Source organism: Leptospira bourretii (genome assembly GCF_004770145.1).
GTDB classification, from domain to species: domain Bacteria; phylum Spirochaetota; class Leptospiria; order Leptospirales; family Leptospiraceae; genus Leptospira_A; species Leptospira_A bourretii.
In genome coordinates, this window is sequence record NZ_RQFW01000005.1 from 414,194 (window position 1) to 432,931 (window position 18,738).

Here is an 18,738-nt window from a genome sequence, read left to right on the forward strand (position 1 = left end):
GGTTTAGTTTTCGTATACCTGCACCTATGAATGAATTTCTGGAAAAAATCAAAAGCTTTTTCAAGGATGAAGACAGCTTTTTTGATGCAAAGTTACTTCTGCAACAGAATTGGCACAAATTTGTCCCCCAATACTTCGACAAAATCCTGGAAACACGTGCAAATGCCGTTTTTGTTTTGGACAAGGACCTAAATTATACCTATGTGAACTCTTCGGCGGAAAGTATGGTGGAGAAATCCGCCAGTCAGATGTTAGGGCAAAACATCTGGAATTTGTTTCCGAACCTGGATGAAACAGATTTCGGTAAAAAATTGATGGATGCCATCAAAAATAAGGAAACTTTCCGCTCCGATGAGTTCTTTTTGGAATCCAAAGGATGGTTTGCAACACAGGTTTTTCCTCAGGAAAATTTTACAATCCTCATCGCAACCGAAATCACATCAGAAAAAAACGCCAAAGATAACTATAGCCAAGTTCTAAACAAAAACAAAGCAATCCTTAGTGCCCTACCGGACAAATTGTACGGAATTAGAAAAGACGGAACTGTCATTGATCATAAAGAATTTCCCGATTTTAAAGGTTGGGATTCCTTTCATGAGGGTAGAGTCAGGTTCACGCGAATTCAAAACCTATTTCCCACAAGAAAACTATCCGAAATTGAATCCATCTTAGAACAGGTCCTAGAAATTGGTGGAACCAAAACTTATGAATATTCGATAGAAGATTATGATGGAGAAAAATACTTTGAGGCACGATTCACGAAAACTGGTGAAGATGATGTCCTCGCAATCGTTCGAAATATCACAGAAAGAAAAAAAGCAGAAGCTTTAAAAAATGAATTCATTAGCTTAGTAAGCCATGAATTACGCACCCCACTAACTTCAATTAAAGGATCAATTGATTTATTACTAGCAGGTGTGGCAGGGGAACTCTCCAATCAGACGAAATCACTCCTAAATATTTGTAGAAAAAATACACAAAGACTTGTTCGATTTGTTACTGACCTACTAGACATTGAAGCTCTGGATTCAGGAAATATTAATTTTAAATTTAGAACTTATCGTTTAGAAGAAATCCTACAAAGTTCTGTGGATGGGATGAGAACCTTTGCAGAACAATACCATGTTTTACTCAATTATGATCAAAACTTTCCTTCTACTACTGTTTTTGTAGACGAAGACAGATTAAATCATTGTATCACCAATCTAATTTCAAATGCAGTAAAATACACTCCTAAATTTTCTGAAGTTTATATCACCGTTGTTCCTACTGATACAAATGCACAAATATTAATCAAAGACAATGGACCTGGTATTGATCCCAATTTTGCACCTAGGCTATTTCATAGATTTGCACAAGGAGCACCGCCCAAAGATAAATTAGTAGGAGGTTCTGGCCTTGGTTTATCCATCACAAAGGGATTTGTGGAGGCTATGAAAGGAAAAATATTTTTTACTTCTGATGACAATGGAACCATCTTTACAATTGAATTTCCAATTATCAAACCAGGATCTAATCCAGCCGGATACAACCAATGACAGATGCAACTCTAAATCATGTATTAATTGTAGAAGATGAAGAGGATATTGTAGAAATTCTTCGAATCGCCTTAGAGTTTAACTCAAGTTATCAAGTTAGTTTTGCAAAAACTGGTCCAGAGGGATTACAAAAAGCAATCATCTTACAACCCGACTTGATCTTGTTAGATGTTTTAATGCCTGGGATGAATGGAATGGAACTAATAGAAGAATTAAAAATTTTTCCAGAAACCAAAGAGATTCCAGTTGCTTTCATTACTTCGCGAGTTTTAAAAAATGAAATTTTAGAATACCAGCGACGAGGTGGCATCGGTGTGATTGAAAAACCCTTTGCCCCTCTGGAAATCGCTGATAAAATTCAAACCCTTTGGGAAGATTCAAAAAGAAGTCATTAAACTTATTTGTCTTTGAACCCATCCAAAATTTCGTCTTGTCTTCCCATCAATCGGACAGACAAACGAGGTCCGACTTCACAGACAATACGAGAAGCAACATAGTTTCCCCAACGAGCAGACTTTTGCGCCGAATACCCTTGTGTTAATCCATACAAAACACCTGCGGCAAAGGCGTCCCCTGCTCCTGTTGTATCAATTGGTTTTACAGGAAATCCTGGAACAAGAGTGATCTTTCCATTTTCAGCAACATAGGCACCATCTTTACCAGCAGTCATAAAAACCAAAGGGCAAAGTTTGGAAATAAAGGTTACTGCTTCTTCTGCAGTTTTTGCTCCACTCAATGCCAAACCTTCTTCGGTATTACAAAAAACCACATCCACATATTCTTTTGTTAGGTGAATGAATTCATCTTTGGAGCGATTTACACAAAAAGGATCACTATATGTAAAGGATACCTTTACATTGTTTTCCTTGGCGACTTTCATAGTCAGTTCACTTGCTTTTTTTGTGGAATCACCATCCCACAAATAACCTTCCACATAAACAAATTTACTTTTTTTTAGGTTATCTACATCGATATCATTTGGTCCAAGTGATGTTGAAATCGCAAGATTTGTCAACATAGTTCGTTCTGCATCAGGTGTTGTTAAAACAACACAAGTGCCTGTATGGCTTTGAGAATCCGGCGTCGTTTCAAACAAAACACCAGCATCTTCCATATCTTTTTTATAAAACTCACCATAAGTATCATGAGTTACTTTTCCCGTATAACAACATGTTCCACCAGAATTCGCAATGGCAATCATTGTGTTGGCAGCACTTCCACCAGAACGAAGTTCCTTCTTTTCATCATGAAGATCAGCAAGAATTTGACCTTGTCTGGTTTCATCTACCAGAGTCATTACACCCTTAGTGATATTCTGTTTTTCTAAAAAATTGGGACTAATAAAGGCAATAATATCTACCAGGGCGTTCCCTACGCCGAATACGTCGTAATGCTTCATGGGGACAATGCTTTTTTCCTTTAGGGAATTGACACTCAATTTTCATGTTTCAGTTTGGCAGGTACTGAGAAAATACTCTTCAATGGTTTCCAATTTCAGATTATCGATTCTGCTTTGTTTCAGTTTGACCTCATTTTCCCTTCTAGCTCAAAACAAAGATATGAAAGAAGTGGAGATTCGTGCGGGTGTTGACACTCAGTCAAAAAACTCAAACTTTGCAAAAAACCCAACAGGTTTTCAAAAAGAAATTGATTTAACACAAACAAACACTCGCTACATGAGCCTACCGGATGTTCTCAATCGAGAAGCGGGAGTTCGGATCAGGCAATACGGAGGGCTTGGATCTTACTCAACATTATCACTTCGTGGAACAAATCCCAACCAATCAAAAATTTATTGGAATGGAGTTCCTATTAACAACTCAATGGGCGGTGAAATCAATTTAGCAGACCTTCCCTTTGATAACTTAGAAAAAATTGAGATCTATAAATCAGGAACCCCCGCTGGATTTTCAGGATCAGCCATTGGAGGATCGATCAACCTAATCTCTAAATCAAAAATAGATAAACCGATCACAAGAATCAACTTGATGGGGGGAAGTTTTAAAACGGCAAAAGCTACCGTCACCCATATGGACCAATTTGCCAGTGGTTCTTATTTTGTGCAGGCCCTCCAAGAAACATCCGACCAAAACTTTAGTTATTTAAATAACAAAGGCACTGTTTTATTTAATACTTATGATGATACGATTGATACACGCAGAAATGCACAATTTCGCAAAACTGGATTTACAGGAAACCTTTCTCTTGAATTTGGAAAAACAAAAATCAACTTACTAAACGACTATATCCACAGAAAACAAGGGTTACCTGGGCCAGGGAACAGGCAGACTGTTGCAGTAGAACGAGTATTTAGTAAACTTTCTTCTGCGATCACAACAGAAACAAATGAATTCCTTTTACAAAATTTAACATTAGAAACAAAAACTTACGGGAACTTTTCCAAGGATGATTTTTTTGATCCCAAATCAGAGTTCAGTTATGGAACTCCAAATGCATTTACCAAAACAAATCAATACGGCTTTCAACTCTCTCCCACTTTATATTTACTAGAATACAATCAGGTGATTCGAACTTCTTTTCAAACAGAACAAGAGTTTTTTACTCGATATGAAAAACGATACAATCATGAAACAGAAAGAAAAGAGCCAAAGAAACGAAGAGACACATTAAGTGCTACTTTTCAAGATGAGATCAGATTTTTTTCCAACCGTCTTTTTTTGGTCCCACAAGTTCGGTTCGAACGTTTTACGGACCGATTCGGGAAAGATGAAACCAGCGTCCGAAACCAACTTCTCGATCCACTAACAGATGTTTTTTATGTCAGACAAGCATTTACCAATCCAAGTTTTGGTATTAAAATTATTTGGATTAAAAAAGATAATTTAGAATTTGGGACATTGGGAAATCTTAGTAAAGATTTTAGAATTCCCACCTTCTTAGAGTTATTTGGAGAACGAGGGAGTATTATCGGTAATACCAAATTAAGGCCAGAACAAAGTAGGAATGGGGACTTTGGATTTTATCTTAATGCAAAACCATTCATAAATTGGAAAATCCAATCGGATATATCCATCTTCCAAAAAAGAATTTATGATATGATTTTGTTTTTACCAAATTCACAGTTTACTCTTAGACCAGAAAATGTTGACCAAGCCCTGATCCGAGGCCTAGAAACTAGCCACAATGCGATTTGGAACAAAGGAATCAAATTTAACTTTAATTATACCTATCAAGACGCAAGAAACTATTCCGAATCACCTTCGTTAAACGGGAAATACCTTCCATTACGTTCCAAAAGCCAAGGAAGTGCCTTACTTGCGTTTTTTAAAGATTTTGGAGAAATTGGATTGGAATACCAATACATCGGTGCCAACTTTCGAGATAGAACCAATGAATATCTAGGATATCTTCCAGCACGACAATTTTGGAATCTCTACATCCAATACATACCTTATAAAAATTTAGAAACTGGAAACGAATTGATTTTGGGACTGGAAGTTCGTAATCTATCAGACAAACGGGTAGAGGATTTGGTTGGATATCCGTTACCGGGCCGTAGTTATTATTTTACAGGGAGTTATCGATTCTAATGTTTAATACAATCAATTGCTTTCTGAATTACAAATACAACCCCTCGCGGGTGATATACGCATTGCGGATATTTCCCGTTGTAAGATATCTGAATTACAAATACAACCCTTCGCGCGTGATATACGCATTGCGGATATTTCCCGTTGTATTTTTTCAGTTTTATTGTTCTCAATTGGAAATTGAAAAACCAAATCTTTTCCAATTTTTATTTTTATCTGCTTCGCCCACTTCCGTTGGAGTTGTGACCTCAGACTTTGCGAGTGGTGGAAGATTTAAAACTTTTGAACCAAACTCGTTAACCGCTTTTCCCACTTCGATTCCAATTCACTCTGATGCGGTCGGAAGATTTACCAGTGATAGAGTTTTTATTGTCAATCGTTTGAATCGAGATAGCATCCAAGTCTTAAATCCTCAACTTGGATTCTTCACCGAACAAGAGTTCGGTGTCGGACAAGGTAAAAATCCACAAGACATCTCCGTATGGAATGATAAATATTTTATTAGCCTTTATAATTCTGAAGAATTAGTCATATATTCGAGATATAACGGAACTAAAATTGGAGCTATTTCGTTTTCCTCACTCAGGGAAACCTATTCCACTTCTGGAATTCCTGATAGTTCGGTTGAATCATCATATATGATTCAAGACGGAACTAGTTTGTTTGTATTATTACAACGTTTGGACAGAAATGATGTATCAGGATACCTACCACCTAACTCTGATTCCTATATGGTTGAGATTGATATGAATCTGAATCAAATAATAGCTGTTTATACTCTTCCTTACAGAAATCCAAGTTCTAAAATTCAAAAAGTAAATCTATTTGGTGAACCACACTTAGTATTATCTTGCGTTGGTCGCGTCGGATTTATTTCTCAAATTGATGCAGGAATCATCGCTTTTCGTTTAAGCACTCGCCAATTCCTTCCAAATCGTCTTTTTGCCGAAGAGACAGCAGGTGGAGATATTTTGGCTTTTCAAATTAAAAATGAAGAATTGGGATTTGTCGCTGTCCTCGACGCAGGATTTACGAAAACAATCCAAGCATTCCGTCCAAGAACAGGAGAGCGAATTGGAACCCTCCTGCAAATCCCGGGAAATGTAGGCATAAGTCTTTCAGGCCTTTTGCTAACGAATGAAGGAAAACTATTGGTTGGTTCTACCGATTTCAATCGGCCAGGAATCTATGTTTACGATACGAATCTTGGGAATGTACTATTAAACCCCATACCGAGTTCAGTAGAACTAACTCCTTTTGATATCTTCCAGTTGCAAAATCTTCAATAAATCTCAATATGGAAAAAGACAGGGGAATCTAATTTATGTTAACTCTAAAAAAACAAAAAAATGGTCCATTGACCAAACAAGTTTTATTAATTATCTTAGATGGAGTTGGCTTTACAGAGAAAGGATATGAAAATGGTAATGCAGTAGCCAAAGCAAATATGCCAATTTTAAAAGGTCTTTGGAAAACACACCCAACCGTTTTATTAAAAGCACATGGAACCGCTGTCGGAATGCCTAGCGATGAAGACATGGGAAATTCAGAAGTTGGTCATAATGTTTTAGGATCTGGAAGAATTTTTGATCAAGGTGCAAAATTAGTCTCTCAATCTATCGAAAACGGAAGTTTGTTTGTTGGTCCTATCTGGAAAAAGTGCATATCCAATTGTAAGTCTAACCAATCTACACTACATTTTCTTGGTTTATTTTCAGATGGAAATGTTCATAGCCATATTGATCATCTTCGAGCTCTTATAAATCATGCAATCAAAGAAAATGTCACAAAAATAAGACTTCATATTTTATTAGATGGAAGAGATGTTCCCGAAAAATCTGCGTTAGACTATCTAAATCCATTTGAAGAATATTTGGATACCCATCGAAAAAATGGAATCGATATTCAAATTGCTTCTGGTGGGGGAAGGATGGAACTCACTATGGATCGTTACGATGCTGATTGGTCGATGGTTGAAAGAGGTTGGAACCATCATGTGGAGGGGGAAGGTCGCCAGTTTAAATCGGCAAAGGAAGCCATAGAAACATTCCGTTCAGAAAACCCTTCTGTCATTGACCAATACCTACCGGGCTTCGTAGTAGCAGACGCCAATGGAAAACCACTAGGTAAAGTGGAAGACAATGATTCAGTAATATTCTTTAATTTCCGCGGTGACCGGGCCATCGAAATTTCGAGAGCGTTTACAGAAGAGAAGTTAACAAATTTCAACCGGAAAAGATTTCCCAAAATTGAATTTGCTGGTATGATGCAGTATGATGGAGATCTATTCATCCCCAAACAATACTTAGTCGCTCCTCCTGCAATTGATCGCACTATGGGTGAATACTTTGCAAACGAAGGAATTGCACAATATGCACTTTCTGAAACACAAAAGTATGGACATGTAACTTTTTTCTGGAATGGAAACAGGTCCGGATACTTTAATCAAACCTTAGAAACTTACGAAGAAGTAAAATCCGACATCATTCCCTTTGATCAAAAGCCGGAAATGAAAGCAAAAGAAATCACTGATAATTTAGTGCTTGCTTTGACCTCTCACAAGTTTCCATTTCTGAGAGTCAATTATGCTAACGGAGATATGGTGGGGCATACAGGAAATATGGATGCTACCGTTAAAGGGCTAGAGTATCTTGATGTATGTTTAGACAGAATCAAAAAAATCTGTGATGAAACAAATACTGTTTTATGTATAACCGCCGATCACGGAAATGCGGACGAAATGTACCAACTTAACAAAAAAGGAACAGCAGAAACTGCAAAGGATGGGAAACCTGTGCCAAAAACTAGCCATACTCTCAATCCGGTTCAATTTGTTCTTTATGATCCGAAAGGTAAAATTCAACTCAATCAGAACCTAAAGGAAAAAGGACTCGCAAATGTTGCTGCAACGATGATGGATCTATTAGGCTTTGAAGCTCCAGAAGGTTACCATCCAAGTCTAATCACTAGGGACTAAGTCCCCATTATTTTTATGCATTTTCGGATCATCATCGGGTTTCTATTCAGTTTTGTAGTTTGTAACTGTTCAGAACCCGGAATTGGATCTTTTTCAGAAGAAACAAAAGAAAAAATTCGAAATAAAATTAAACAAGAAGGTTTTCAGGGAGTTGTTCTAATTTCTCAGGACGACAATATTCTTTTTCGAGAATCAATCTATGCAGGTAAAAAAAGAAAAAGGATACAACTATATAAAAAACACAATTTTCCTTTAGGTGAATCTACAAAAACATTTACTTCCTTTGCAATACACAAACTAGAAGAAGAAAAAAAAGTCTCTTTATCAGATCCTGTTTCCAAACATCTCAAGTGGTTTCCATATTCCAAAGTAACCATTGGACATTTGTTACGGCATACATCTGGATTACCAAAAATCATAGAGTTTCTACCAAATTTTGATACTGAAAAAAATCACTTAAAACGCGACGACATCAAAAGATCTTTTTTAGAATCAAAACTAAAACCAGCATTTGCACCGGGAGAATACTGGAAGTATAGCCGTCTTGATTATCTTTTTCTGTCCTATATTATAGAAAAAGTTTCAGGAGTCACTTATTCTAATTATTTAAAGGAAACAATCTTTGTTCCATTGGAAATGCAAAATACCAATGTGGATTCAAATGAAGTATTAATTGGAAATAGCGGAATATATTCCACACCTGAAGACCTTGTTCAATTTAGTGAAGAACTAAAAAAACCAAAACTGATTTCTATAATCTCAAGAGATACAATCATCAAAAAAACGATTCTTTCTGACTCCATATCGGAAGATCCAATTGCATTCGGCGAAGGAGTTTTTGTAGGAGATTACTTTTATTGGACTTATGGGAAAGAAAAAGGAATTTCAAACTTTGTCTATCATGATTTAAAAAGTAGAATTTTCATTACCATCGTAAGTCCGTATGGAAGTAGCAAAGGAGATTTATCTTCAATTAAATCAGCACTTACAGAAATTATTTTTGATGCAAAAAAATTAAACCTAAAAAAAAGAACAAACCTTCCAAATGAAGTTTCCATTGAAGATTTGATGAAAGAAGAAAAAGTCCCATCTCTCGGAATTGCAGTGTTTAGAAACTACTCATTAAGTTGGAAAAAAATGTATGGCACAAAAACACAACATACACTTTTTCGTGCAGGTTCTCTTTCCAAAACAATGACAGCTACCGCCACACTTCGATTAGTTGAAGAAGGTCAATTAGATTTATATTCCAATTGGATAGGGAAATTAAAACAATACAAAGTTTCCGTACCAAAGGGAAAACGAAGGTCTTTAGTAAATCTTGATCTATTACTTTCCCATACTAGCGGACTTACTGAAAAGGGAAATTGGGATGATCCAATCAACTCAGGAAAAAAACACTTACGCGAATTAAAGGATACATATACAACAAAAGGAAATGGTTTAAAACTATATTACAAACCTGGATCTAAATCTAGATATTCTGGAGGTGGATATAGCATTGTGCAAGAAATACTTACCGAACGAACAGGAAAATCATTTCAAAGCCTTATGTCTGAAGTAGTTTTCCAACCGCTACATATGACTCGCAGCACATTTCGTCAAAATCTGAATACACAAGATGATCGATGTGATGGATACGATGAACAAGGAGTTATACTTCCACAAAAATCTTTTGTCACACCTGAATTATCATCAGGTGGTCTTTGGACAACTCCGGAAGAAGTAGGAATTTTGTTTTCCGAAGTTGCAAAAGCAAAACAAGGAAAATCAAATTTTCTCACAAAAGAATCTGCAGAATACCTGCTCTCACCCAAAATGAGTGCCGCAAACCTAACAGTCCACGCGCTGGTTGCCCACGGATTTTTTTTAAACCGAACGGGTAGAACGGAATATTTTTTCCATGGTGGTCACACAAAGGGACATAAGTCGCTTGCCCTTTTTAATACAGAAAAAGGATATGGAGTGGTCATTATGACCAACTCAGAAAATGGATCCAAACTCATTTGGCGGATTCTTAGATCCATCTCTGTGGAAGAAAAATGGGACAAGTTCGTTAATTAATCTATTGACCAATTTCTAAAATTGGCTATTCTCAGAGCGGTTCAATGGAATATACAGAATCAAAATTCGACGGTATTGTTGTTCTGAAATTATTCGGCAACTTAGATATGTTAAATGCCGGCATACTGAAAGAACGGATCAAAGAATCTTCTTCTCAGGAAGAACACCGATTTATCTTCGATTTGGAAGGCGTTAGCTTTATTGATTCTTCTGGATTTGGCCTGATCATGTCGCTCAATGATAAATTGACAGAGTTAGGTGGTGGCCTAAGAATTGTTAACGTTTCCAAAACGATTAGACAAATTTTCCGAATATCCAAAATTTCTTCCGTCATTCAAATTTTTGAAAGCACAGAAGATGCAATTAACTCTTTCAAATAACCTAACTGACTGAAGTCGATACCATTTTCTTCCAAAAATTCTTTAATTTCATCAATTTAGGGTTTTCAGGAGCCATTTCCTGCAAAGCCAACAACACTTCTTTGGATCGTTCAATGTCCCTACGATGCATAAGTATCTCTGCAAGTAACAAAAGGTTATTAAAATTTTTCGGATCTCTAAATCGAAGTCTTTCTGCAAAGTCCGTCGCCAAAACAAAATCTCTTCTTTGTTTATGTGCATAAGCAATATAAAACAAAAAGTCGGTATCTCCTGGATTTAATTGCAAATAACGATTCGCTAACTCAATGGCTTTTTCATAATCCTTAGATTTCATATACAATTTAGATAATTCTCTTAAACAATAAAGATCATCTGGCTCTGAATCCAATGCGAGTTCTAAAGCAAAGATTGCATTATTCCATTCGCGATCTCGATACGATTGAATCCCTTCACCTAACATTTGATAATAAATATTTGGTTTTGTTGATTCTTTTGCTGCGTATGCCACCTCTTCCAAAAAGGCAATCCTCATCAAACTCAAATCATCTGTGAGATCTCCGAATTGTAACATGGCCTTACAAATCAGATTTAAATCCCCACCACCTTCGGTAACGTGTCTCAAAAATACAGTTTCATCATCATTGATGAGCCGATTTCCTCCAGATTGTCCAACAAATAAATCATCTCGCCCATCTGAGCCTAATATCAATACATCACCCGGTCGCAATGGATAAATCTGAATGACAACCTCATCGCCACTCATTTCAGTAAAACCAATCTTTCTCAGAGAATGTTCATTTTCAAGAAAACTCGCATTTCCATCTCGATACAAAACAATCCAAGGATGTTCGGCGTTGATATAATATAACGTGCCAGTTTCCTCATCAACTAACCCTAATATTGCGGAAAGCAACATATGGCCATCGAAACTTATGAAAACGTTATGTACTTCCTGAAAACATTCTTTTAACCAACGTTCAGGATGTCGATCCTGCATATATCGTAGTTTTTGTGTTCGTGTGATGATAGATTTGAAAACTGTTCCCATCACAAGCGCGCCACCAGCACCTTGGATCGACTTACCCATTGCATCTGCGTTTAAAAAAACTGTATACTTTTTACCCATTAAGTAAATTGAATCGGATACAGAAAGATCTCCTCCAATTTCAGATTGTTTGTTTCTGAATTTGAACTGTTTCATTTGTCTTTCAAAAATTTTGATGGAAACTGTTTCAGATTTAGAAAAAGAACCGCGCAGAGGTCTAATCAAAAGAGAAGTTAAAAAATAATCACCGTCTTGTTTATCTTGGAGTTTTTGCATCTCAGACAAAGTTTCATTTAACTCTCTTGTTCTTTGATCTACCATTTCTTCTAAATGGTTTTGGTGTTCCGATAACTCTTCTTTCATTTCAACAAACACTCTTCCCATTTGCCCAATTTCATCACTTCGATGGGTCGGTAGAGTTTCCGGTTTCCACTGGTCCAAATCAACCATGGCAGTTGTAAGTAATTTAATTGCTTCAACCATATCCCGAGAAAACAAAAAGGAAATTAGAAAAATAACTCCACATAATATAAGTGAGGCGACTACGAAAAAAGACCAGATCTTCCATGTTTTCGACTCAACTTCATTTTCATCAATCATCACATGAAAAACTAACTTTTTCACAGATTCTGAATTTCCAATATATGGAATTTTTACTAAATAATAAGGTTTACTTTGAAAATGGAATCGTTGTTCCTCCATTAACAAATCTGGTTTTTCATTCATTACCAAACGAATCATATCGGATCCGATGGTTTTTACCTTTCCTGCCTGAAAAATTGCCAAGTGAATGCGGTTGTCTTTCGATATAGTTTTTGTAAAATTATCGTCGACAACTTGTCCAATGAGAATGGTGCCACGCCCAAACAGAGGGGCTGCCAATCGAAATCCAAGACCACTATGTCCGTCTTCTAATGCCGCTGTTGACTGTCCATTGAGAGCATTACGAATGATTGGTTGATTTTTTTTATCATCCCCAAAATCCTTTGGACGATGAACACGAAACAAAACCTTTCCCTGGTTGTCTCCAATTTCAAAAATGGAGAGGCCATATCTTTTCAAAATTTGTTGGAGGTAAGGAAGTTCTCTGGAAAGAACATTTCGATCTGCAATCCCTCTTTCCAAAATCCCTCTAGTTTGAGAGTTAAATGTAATTTCTTCTAGTAACAAACGCAGTTTTTCTTCTTTGAATTCCAGCTCCCGTTGAAAATTTCGAGATAGGTCCTCCGCTCGTTGCGTTTGTGGTATATTTTTTACCGATTGCAAGAGGTAGGCAAAACTGGTAGTGAGAGCAATTACAAGAAGAATTTGACTCACACTCAATATTAATAAGAATTTGTAACGGATGCTCATAGAAAACTACGTGAATCTTCTCAGTTTTGGGTTACAATCAAATGACATTCCCTTGAAGGAAATGTATCATCCGGAAAAATTCAGATGAAACCAAACGCTTTTCTATTTTTCCTTATTATCCTTGTTTTAATAGTTTATTATACTTTTGAATACATCCTACACAAAAGAACTCTAAAAAAATTCAAACATCGCATCCATGTCAACGGAACCAGAGGAAAGTCTAGTGTAACAAGGCTCATACGAGCAGGCCTTAGTGCTACAGGAATGTCCGTATTTGCAAAAACAACGGGAACATTGGCTCGTATGATTTTTCCAGACGGATCAGAAGAATCCATATCTCGATTTGGGAAACCATCCATTTTAGAACAAATTAAAATTCTAAAAAAGGCGGAACGTAGAGGTGCCGAAATAGTTGTTTTAGAATGTATGGCTTTAGAACCTCGTTATCAATGGGCAAGTGAAGGGCAGATTCTAAAATCAGACATTGGAGTGATTACAAATATCCGAGAAGACCATTTAGAAGTGATGGGTCCAGAATTATCTGATGTCGCCAAATCATTGCTATCTGCCTGTCCTATCAACGGAACCCTAGTCACTGGCCCTACAGATTTTGAATCATTTATATATGAAGTATGCGAAGATCGAAAATCAAAAGCAATTTTATTAACAGATCAAAACATACAAACAATTACGGATGAAGAGATTGCAAAATTTTCATACTGGGAACACAAAGAAAATGTTTCAATCGCACTGAAGGTCTGTGAATTATTAGGGGTAAGTCGACAAAATGCCTTGGAAGCCATGTGGAAAGTGAATCCAGACCCCGGGGCATTTTCTGTTTCCCCAATTCACTTTTTTGGAAAAGAATTTATCTATGCGAATGCGATGGCAGCCAATGACCCCAATAGCACAAAACTAATTTGGTCATCTGTAATAGAACGATACCCACAATATAACAAACGCTACATTTTATTTCATACAAGAGAAGATCGACCAGAAAGAAGTCACCAACTCGCTAAGGAGTTCTCATATTGGGATGGGTATGAAGCAGTCATATTAATCGGAACATCCACTTCCCTAGCTTTTAAATATCTAAAAACTTATTCCAAAAAAGATATCCCTATCTTTGTTTGGGAACATTTAAGTTTGGACGGAATATTTGAATCTTTACTTTCTATTCTTCCAAAACAGTCATTGGTTTTTGGAATCGGAAATATAGTTGGTCTCGGAATGGACTTATCTTTATATTTAAAAAACAGGTCGGAACATACGAATGAATGAAATTCTTCCTCTTTCCATCGGGCTTAGCCTTGTTGTAAGTTTAGTATTTTCTGAATTGTTTGGGATTCTTGGAACGGGACTTGTTGTCCCCGGATATTTAGCAATTTCATTAAATCATCCCAAAAACATTGCTCTTACATTTTTGATTGCACTTCTCTCCTATATTTGTGTTGAATTACTATCTAACTTTTTATTAATTTTTGGAAAAAGAAAAGTCGTCTTTATATTGTTATTTGGTTATTTTTTTGGATACCTTTTGAATTATCAAATCCTACCTGATATAGAAATTGGATATTTATCCGAAGTTAGAGGAATTGGATTTATCATTCCTGGATTGATTGCGGTCTGGTATGAAAGGCAAGGTGTATTAGAAACAACTTCCGTTCTGATACTTGCTTCCATTTTCGTAAAAATCCTCCTTATTTTTCTTTTAGGCACAGAGTTAGAAACATTATGATGACTAAAATTTATTGGTCCCCATGGAAACACTCCCGCATTGCGCTTTTTTTATTGGCAATACTTGGAATTTTGGGACTTCTTTTAATCGAAACTTGCAAAGTAAAAAAAGAACAATCTTATTTTAAAAAGAAACTCCATGCTGCAAAACTTGCTGAACGTGGATTTCAAATTTTAAAACCAGAACTTCTTAAACATAAAAAACCAGATTATAAAGAATTAGATCCAACCAATTCAGGATTGATTGGAGAATTTCTTACACCAGTTACCAGTAACAGTGGATCATTATCTGCAAAACAAACATCGATCAATCCAAACTTTGCCGCTGTAATGGTTCAATTTCTTAAAAAAGCAAAACTAGAAGAAGGTGATACAGTTGCGGTTGCGGTTTCAGGTTCCTTTCCAGCACTAAATATCTGTTTGTTTGCGGCACTTGATACATTAAAACTCAAACCAATCATTATATCGAGTGCTTCTGCATCTCAATTCGGTGCAAACCATCCACAAATGCTTTGGTTAGATATGGAAAAAGAACTTGTTACCTCAGGAATTTTTTCCTTTCGATCCAGCTATTCATCGTTAGGTGGTATACAAGACAAAGCAATGGGAATTTCAAAAGAAGGGAAAGAGTATCTACATCGTGCATTACAAAGAAACCAAGTAAAACTTTTAGATCCTATTCATTTCGATGATTCTATTGAAAAAAGAATGAAATTGTATGATGAATTATCTCAAAACAAACCAATCAAATTATTCATTAATGTTGGCGGAGGTACAACTATACTCGGAACAAATCTTGGAAAACAAGTTTTCAAAAATGGACTCATTACCAATTTACCGGAGGAAATTCATATCCCCAACTCCGTAATTAAATCCTTTTTAGAGCGGGAAATTCCTGTGATCAATTTTATCCAAATTGAATCACTCGCGCGGAAATTTGGCCTTCCCCAAACCCCCAAAAAAATCCCTAAACCAGGAGAGGGAAGGGTTTTTTATTCAGAAGAATACAGTCCCTTACTTTATCTTTCCGTTTTCCTTTTTCTCCTAGTAGGATTGTATGGTGTAACAAGGCTCGGCTGGGGTGAAAATGAAGAAGATCGCCACCTTCCCAAATCCCTACGTGCCCGCTGAGGTTTTTATGGCAAAAATCATTGTCCTTTCGATTCTTCTTTTTTTGGTTTTACGTTGGGTCAGCCGGATTCTCATTTTGCCGGCAAAAATTGCCGAAGAATTTGGAAACAAACAGAAAGAAAGAGAAACACGGGAGTCTTACCAGACCCCTTGGGCCAAACCCAAGGAAAAGGACATCTCTGACCGTGGAAAAATTGTAGACTGAGTTTCGATTTCCTTCCACGAGATTTTGAAATTCTGTCGAAAATGAAACTAAGATGAGACAGAATTCGCTTCCCAATACCCTCATTCGGATTTTTTCCAAACGCATTTTCGCACTTCTACCCATCCTCTTTACAGTCACCCTCATCCAATGCGGTGTTCCCAAAGGTGAGTTTGGGTGGACAACAACGAAAATGGAAGAAATGGATATTTTAGAAAAACACATCCAAACCATTACCGATTACAAAATGATGAGAGATGATTTAATATTCTCTCCGACCGATACAATTCATTATGTTTACCAGTTCTCAAGAAATCCAGGTTTAGAAACCGACTTTTACATCTCGCTCAATCGCTATGAGCTGGATTATGTGGAAATTGATATCAAAAAGAAAAGAGTAGAACCGGATTCTTTGGCAATAAGAGATGAATTTTCTCTTTTAAGAACAGGTGAGTATTTAATTAAAATAGTTTATGAAGGTGATACTGTTGATGAAGTAAAATTCCGTGTATTACCAGATGAAGGTTACACCCAAGAAAATCTGGAACAAGAGTTAGCTGGTGACCAAACAGATGAAATCATCAAATACTCTCGCTGATAGGTGGCAGAATATTTCCTGTTTCTAAAATGCGTTTTACACGTTCCAGTTCTTTTAGAGCAACTCGAATTTCTGTTTCTCCACCTTCTTTGATAATCAGTTCATAGTGCTCTTTTGCTTTCACAAAGTCTCTTGACTCTTCAGCCAAAACACCTAAACGAAACAATATTTTAATCAAAGGGATCTTTTTTCTTTTTGTTTCCAACACACGTATGACGGCTTCTTGGTCTTCTATTTTTAAATCCATTAAACGATATTGTGAGAGAATATCATCCAAAGTTGTCACCATTAAATCTTTTTTAAGATTTTGTTTTTTCTCGACCAGGTCTTTTAGTTCTTTTTCAGCTATAATCAATTTTTGATCTAACTTTTTCCATTGAGTAAATGAAATATTAAGTTTGTTTCGTTCCTGCTCATTCCGTTTATGTTTTTTGTCTTTTTTACTAAGATAATAGTATGCAATTGATTCTAAATCGGTAAGGCCATTTTCTACATCCAATGCAGGATTCCAATCTTTACTGTTTCGCTCCAACCAATATTCTAAAAATGGTGCTGCACGATCCGGATCTCCAATTTGAGAATTGAAAAAAACTCCAATTTCATAGGAAACCCTGGTTTTATCAGGAGAATCAGGAGATAAATTAAAATATTTATCATAATACAAACCAGCAATGATATTTCGTTTTAAATCAGCATTAATCGTAGCCAAACGAAGATTCGATTTGATAATTCTTTCTTTTTCTTCTTCAGATGGGTTTTGTTTTTTTAAAAGTTCACCCAAACCCTTTTCATAAAAATCTGCGGCCCTTTCCTTTTTACCGTCTTGCCGATATTGTTCTGCAATATCAGTCAATACCAAAGGATTTTCATTCCATAATCGATAAGCTCTTTCTAAAAGTAATTCATATGCAAAAAAATCGGTATTTCTTTTATAATCGAACAAAACATAAATCCCTTTCCCTGCAGTTCCAAGTTTATTTACAATTTTAAGTCTTTCTTTGTTATCATCCTCTAATTTTTTAACTACATTTGCGAATGCATATAAATCATTGGATTCAACTTGTTTCCTTTGGTTCAGATACTTCAAATAACGAAGATTCACTGATTCATCGTATTTTTGTTTAGTCGATTTTCTATTTTCTTCTGCAATTCTTACGTCCTCTTTCCAGACTTTTGACTGCGGAATTAAATCGGCTAAATTTTTCCCTTCTCGTATCCAGTTACTTTCTTTGATATGAATCTCATCTTTTGTTTTTTTTAATTTTTGTTCTGCTTGTTTCCATTCATTAAATAAACGGTCATGTTCCTTTGCAGAAGAAGCATCATAACCAAGTATATCTTCTTTTTGCCATTCCCCATTTCGGAATCCCTCTTCTGTCATTTCTAAAGGGTGGTATCTAAAAGCGGCGAGATAATGACGTAAGGCAGGAGCAAATTTTTCAGACTCAACATATAACCTAGCAAGCTTTATATGCAAGTTATATAATACTGGTGAGTCACGAACAATATAAGTTTCGGAATTTTTATGGGTACTTTGCCATAATAAAAGACGAATATCATTCATCTCTGTTCGCGAATTATAAACATTACCCTTTTCTCTATCTTCCCAAATCCTCTTTTCTTCAATAAACTGACTATAATAACGTTTTAATAATCCTTCCGCCTCACGGATCTTAGTTTCTAAATTCTTCGGTCCAGATTCGACACTAGCTTCCACAGGAGTATCGCCTCCTGGAACAACGGGAATATCCTGCGCATTTGGGTCTAAAGCCTTCGGCTCTTCCCGAAGGGCAATCCCCGAATCTTCATCGATAGGGATTCGTTTTTCCGAATCTAGGGTTTGGATTTCCTCAGTAGAGATGACTTGCAAAGGGGAAAGATAAAGTCCAGATAAAGGGTTTCTCCTATCCTCTTCTCCGGCAGAAACATCCCTTGGCACAAAACAAACCAAAAGAACAAAAAAGAGAAACCCTGTTACAAAGGAGAATGAAGAGAAAAAGTAACTGAGTGAAAAAAGTAACTGACTTACCTTTTTCACCGAGTGGAAAAATCCACCCAGTTCCCAAAGAAACCCAATTTCCCCCGTTTTGTTTTCATTCCGACCCAGATCACCTGGGGCCCTGTCCCATTGCATCAATTGCGTCAATTTCCCTGGTCTTACT

The 18,738-nt window shown here is 36.4% G+C and carries 15 protein-coding genes; 12 read left to right on the forward strand and 3 right to left on the reverse strand.

All coding sequences use genetic code 11. The annotated features are described in order from the left end of the window. Positions 1–26 precede the first annotated feature (26 nt). Together EHQ47_RS03550 and EHQ47_RS03555 are read left to right on the forward strand one after the other, a co-directional pair. The gene (locus EHQ47_RS03550; protein ID WP_135747342.1) at positions 27–1,538 is read left to right on the forward strand and encodes a PAS domain-containing sensor histidine kinase; all 1,512 of its coding nucleotides are present in this window, start codon (positions 27–29) and stop codon (positions 1,536–1,538) included. Then, positions 1,535–1,933 (forward strand): response regulator, encoded by a 399-nt coding sequence (locus EHQ47_RS03555; RefSeq protein WP_135610791.1) that lies wholly within the window; start codon positions 1,535–1,537, stop codon positions 1,931–1,933. The genes EHQ47_RS03550 and EHQ47_RS03555 overlap by 4 nt, the downstream gene beginning before the upstream one ends. Positions 1,934–1,935: 2 nt before the next feature. Here the strand turns inward: EHQ47_RS03555 and EHQ47_RS03560 are convergent, their stop codons facing one another. After that, positions 1,936–2,937: an adenosine kinase gene (locus EHQ47_RS03560; protein WP_167483254.1), complete on the reverse strand. Its 1,002-nt coding sequence runs from the start codon at positions 2,935–2,937 to the stop codon at positions 1,936–1,938. A gap of 82 nt (positions 2,938–3,019) precedes the next feature. Here EHQ47_RS03560 and EHQ47_RS03565 point away from each other — a divergent pair, with 82 nt between their 5' ends. The 5 genes from EHQ47_RS03565 (at position 3,020) to EHQ47_RS03585 (ending at position 10,510) form a co-directional block, all read left to right on the forward strand. Then, entirely contained in the window at positions 3,020–5,089 is a 2,070-nt protein-coding gene (locus EHQ47_RS03565) for a TonB-dependent receptor (protein ID WP_135747341.1), read from the forward strand. A 128-nt stretch (positions 5,090–5,217) separates the two neighbouring features. Further along, positions 5,218–6,378, forward strand: coding sequence for a hypothetical protein (locus EHQ47_RS03570; RefSeq protein WP_135747340.1), 1,161 nt, complete (start codon positions 5,218–5,220; stop codon positions 6,376–6,378). 35 nt (positions 6,379–6,413) lie between these two features. Then, positions 6,414–8,066: a 2,3-bisphosphoglycerate-independent phosphoglycerate mutase gene (gpmI, locus tag EHQ47_RS03575; protein WP_135747339.1), complete on the forward strand. Its 1,653-nt coding sequence runs from the start codon at positions 6,414–6,416 to the stop codon at positions 8,064–8,066. Positions 8,067–8,081: 15 nt separating this feature from the next. Next, entirely contained in the window at positions 8,082–10,130 is a 2,049-nt protein-coding gene (locus EHQ47_RS03580; protein WP_135776559.1) for a serine hydrolase domain-containing protein, read from the forward strand. 44 nt (positions 10,131–10,174) lie between these two features. Then, complete coding sequence (locus tag EHQ47_RS03585; RefSeq protein ID WP_100741844.1) at positions 10,175–10,510, forward strand: STAS domain-containing protein; 336 nt, start codon at positions 10,175–10,177, stop codon at positions 10,508–10,510. Position 10,511: 1 nt separating this feature from the next. Here EHQ47_RS03585 and EHQ47_RS03590 read toward each other — a convergent pair whose 3' ends face one another. Continuing rightward, positions 10,512–12,908, reverse strand: a complete 2,397-nt coding sequence (locus tag EHQ47_RS03590; protein WP_135776560.1) for a SpoIIE family protein phosphatase — start codon at positions 12,906–12,908, stop codon at positions 10,512–10,514. An 84-nt stretch (positions 12,909–12,992) separates the two neighbouring features. Between EHQ47_RS03590 and pgsB the strand changes: the two genes are divergently transcribed. Genes pgsB through EHQ47_RS03615 form a run of 5 tightly spaced genes read left to right on the forward strand, consistent with a single transcriptional unit; the run spans position 12,993 to position 16,576 of the window. Continuing rightward, positions 12,993–14,189 carry a poly-gamma-glutamate synthase PgsB gene (gene pgsB / locus EHQ47_RS03595; protein WP_135747336.1) on the forward strand — a complete coding sequence of 399 codons (1,197 nt, stop codon included), beginning with the start codon at positions 12,993–12,995 and terminating at the stop codon, positions 14,187–14,189. Continuing rightward, positions 14,182–14,646, forward strand: coding sequence for a poly-gamma-glutamate biosynthesis protein PgsC (pgsC, locus tag EHQ47_RS03600; protein ID WP_135749905.1), 465 nt, complete (start codon positions 14,182–14,184; stop codon positions 14,644–14,646). The genes pgsB and pgsC overlap by 8 nt, the downstream gene beginning before the upstream one ends. Then, positions 14,646–15,776 carry a poly-gamma-glutamate system protein gene (gene pgsW, locus EHQ47_RS03605; protein ID WP_135747051.1) on the forward strand — a complete coding sequence of 377 codons (1,131 nt, stop codon included), beginning with the start codon at positions 14,646–14,648 and terminating at the stop codon, positions 15,774–15,776. The genes pgsC and pgsW overlap by 1 nt, the downstream gene beginning before the upstream one ends. A 7-nt stretch (positions 15,777–15,783) precedes the next feature. Further along, complete coding sequence (locus tag EHQ47_RS03610; protein WP_135776561.1) at positions 15,784–15,981, forward strand: hypothetical protein; 198 nt, start codon at positions 15,784–15,786, stop codon at positions 15,979–15,981. A 52-nt stretch (positions 15,982–16,033) separates the two neighbouring features. Beyond that, positions 16,034–16,576, forward strand: a complete 543-nt coding sequence (locus EHQ47_RS03615; protein ID WP_135747044.1) for an LIC_12238 family plasminogen-binding lipoprotein — start codon at positions 16,034–16,036, stop codon at positions 16,574–16,576. Here EHQ47_RS03615 and EHQ47_RS03620 read toward each other — a convergent pair. Next, positions 16,560–18,710 (reverse strand): tetratricopeptide repeat protein, encoded by a 2,151-nt coding sequence (locus tag EHQ47_RS03620; RefSeq protein WP_135776562.1) that lies wholly within the window; start codon positions 18,708–18,710, stop codon positions 16,560–16,562. The two genes, EHQ47_RS03615 and EHQ47_RS03620, sit on opposite strands and share 17 nt — an antisense overlap. Positions 18,711–18,738: the final 28 nt, after the last annotated feature.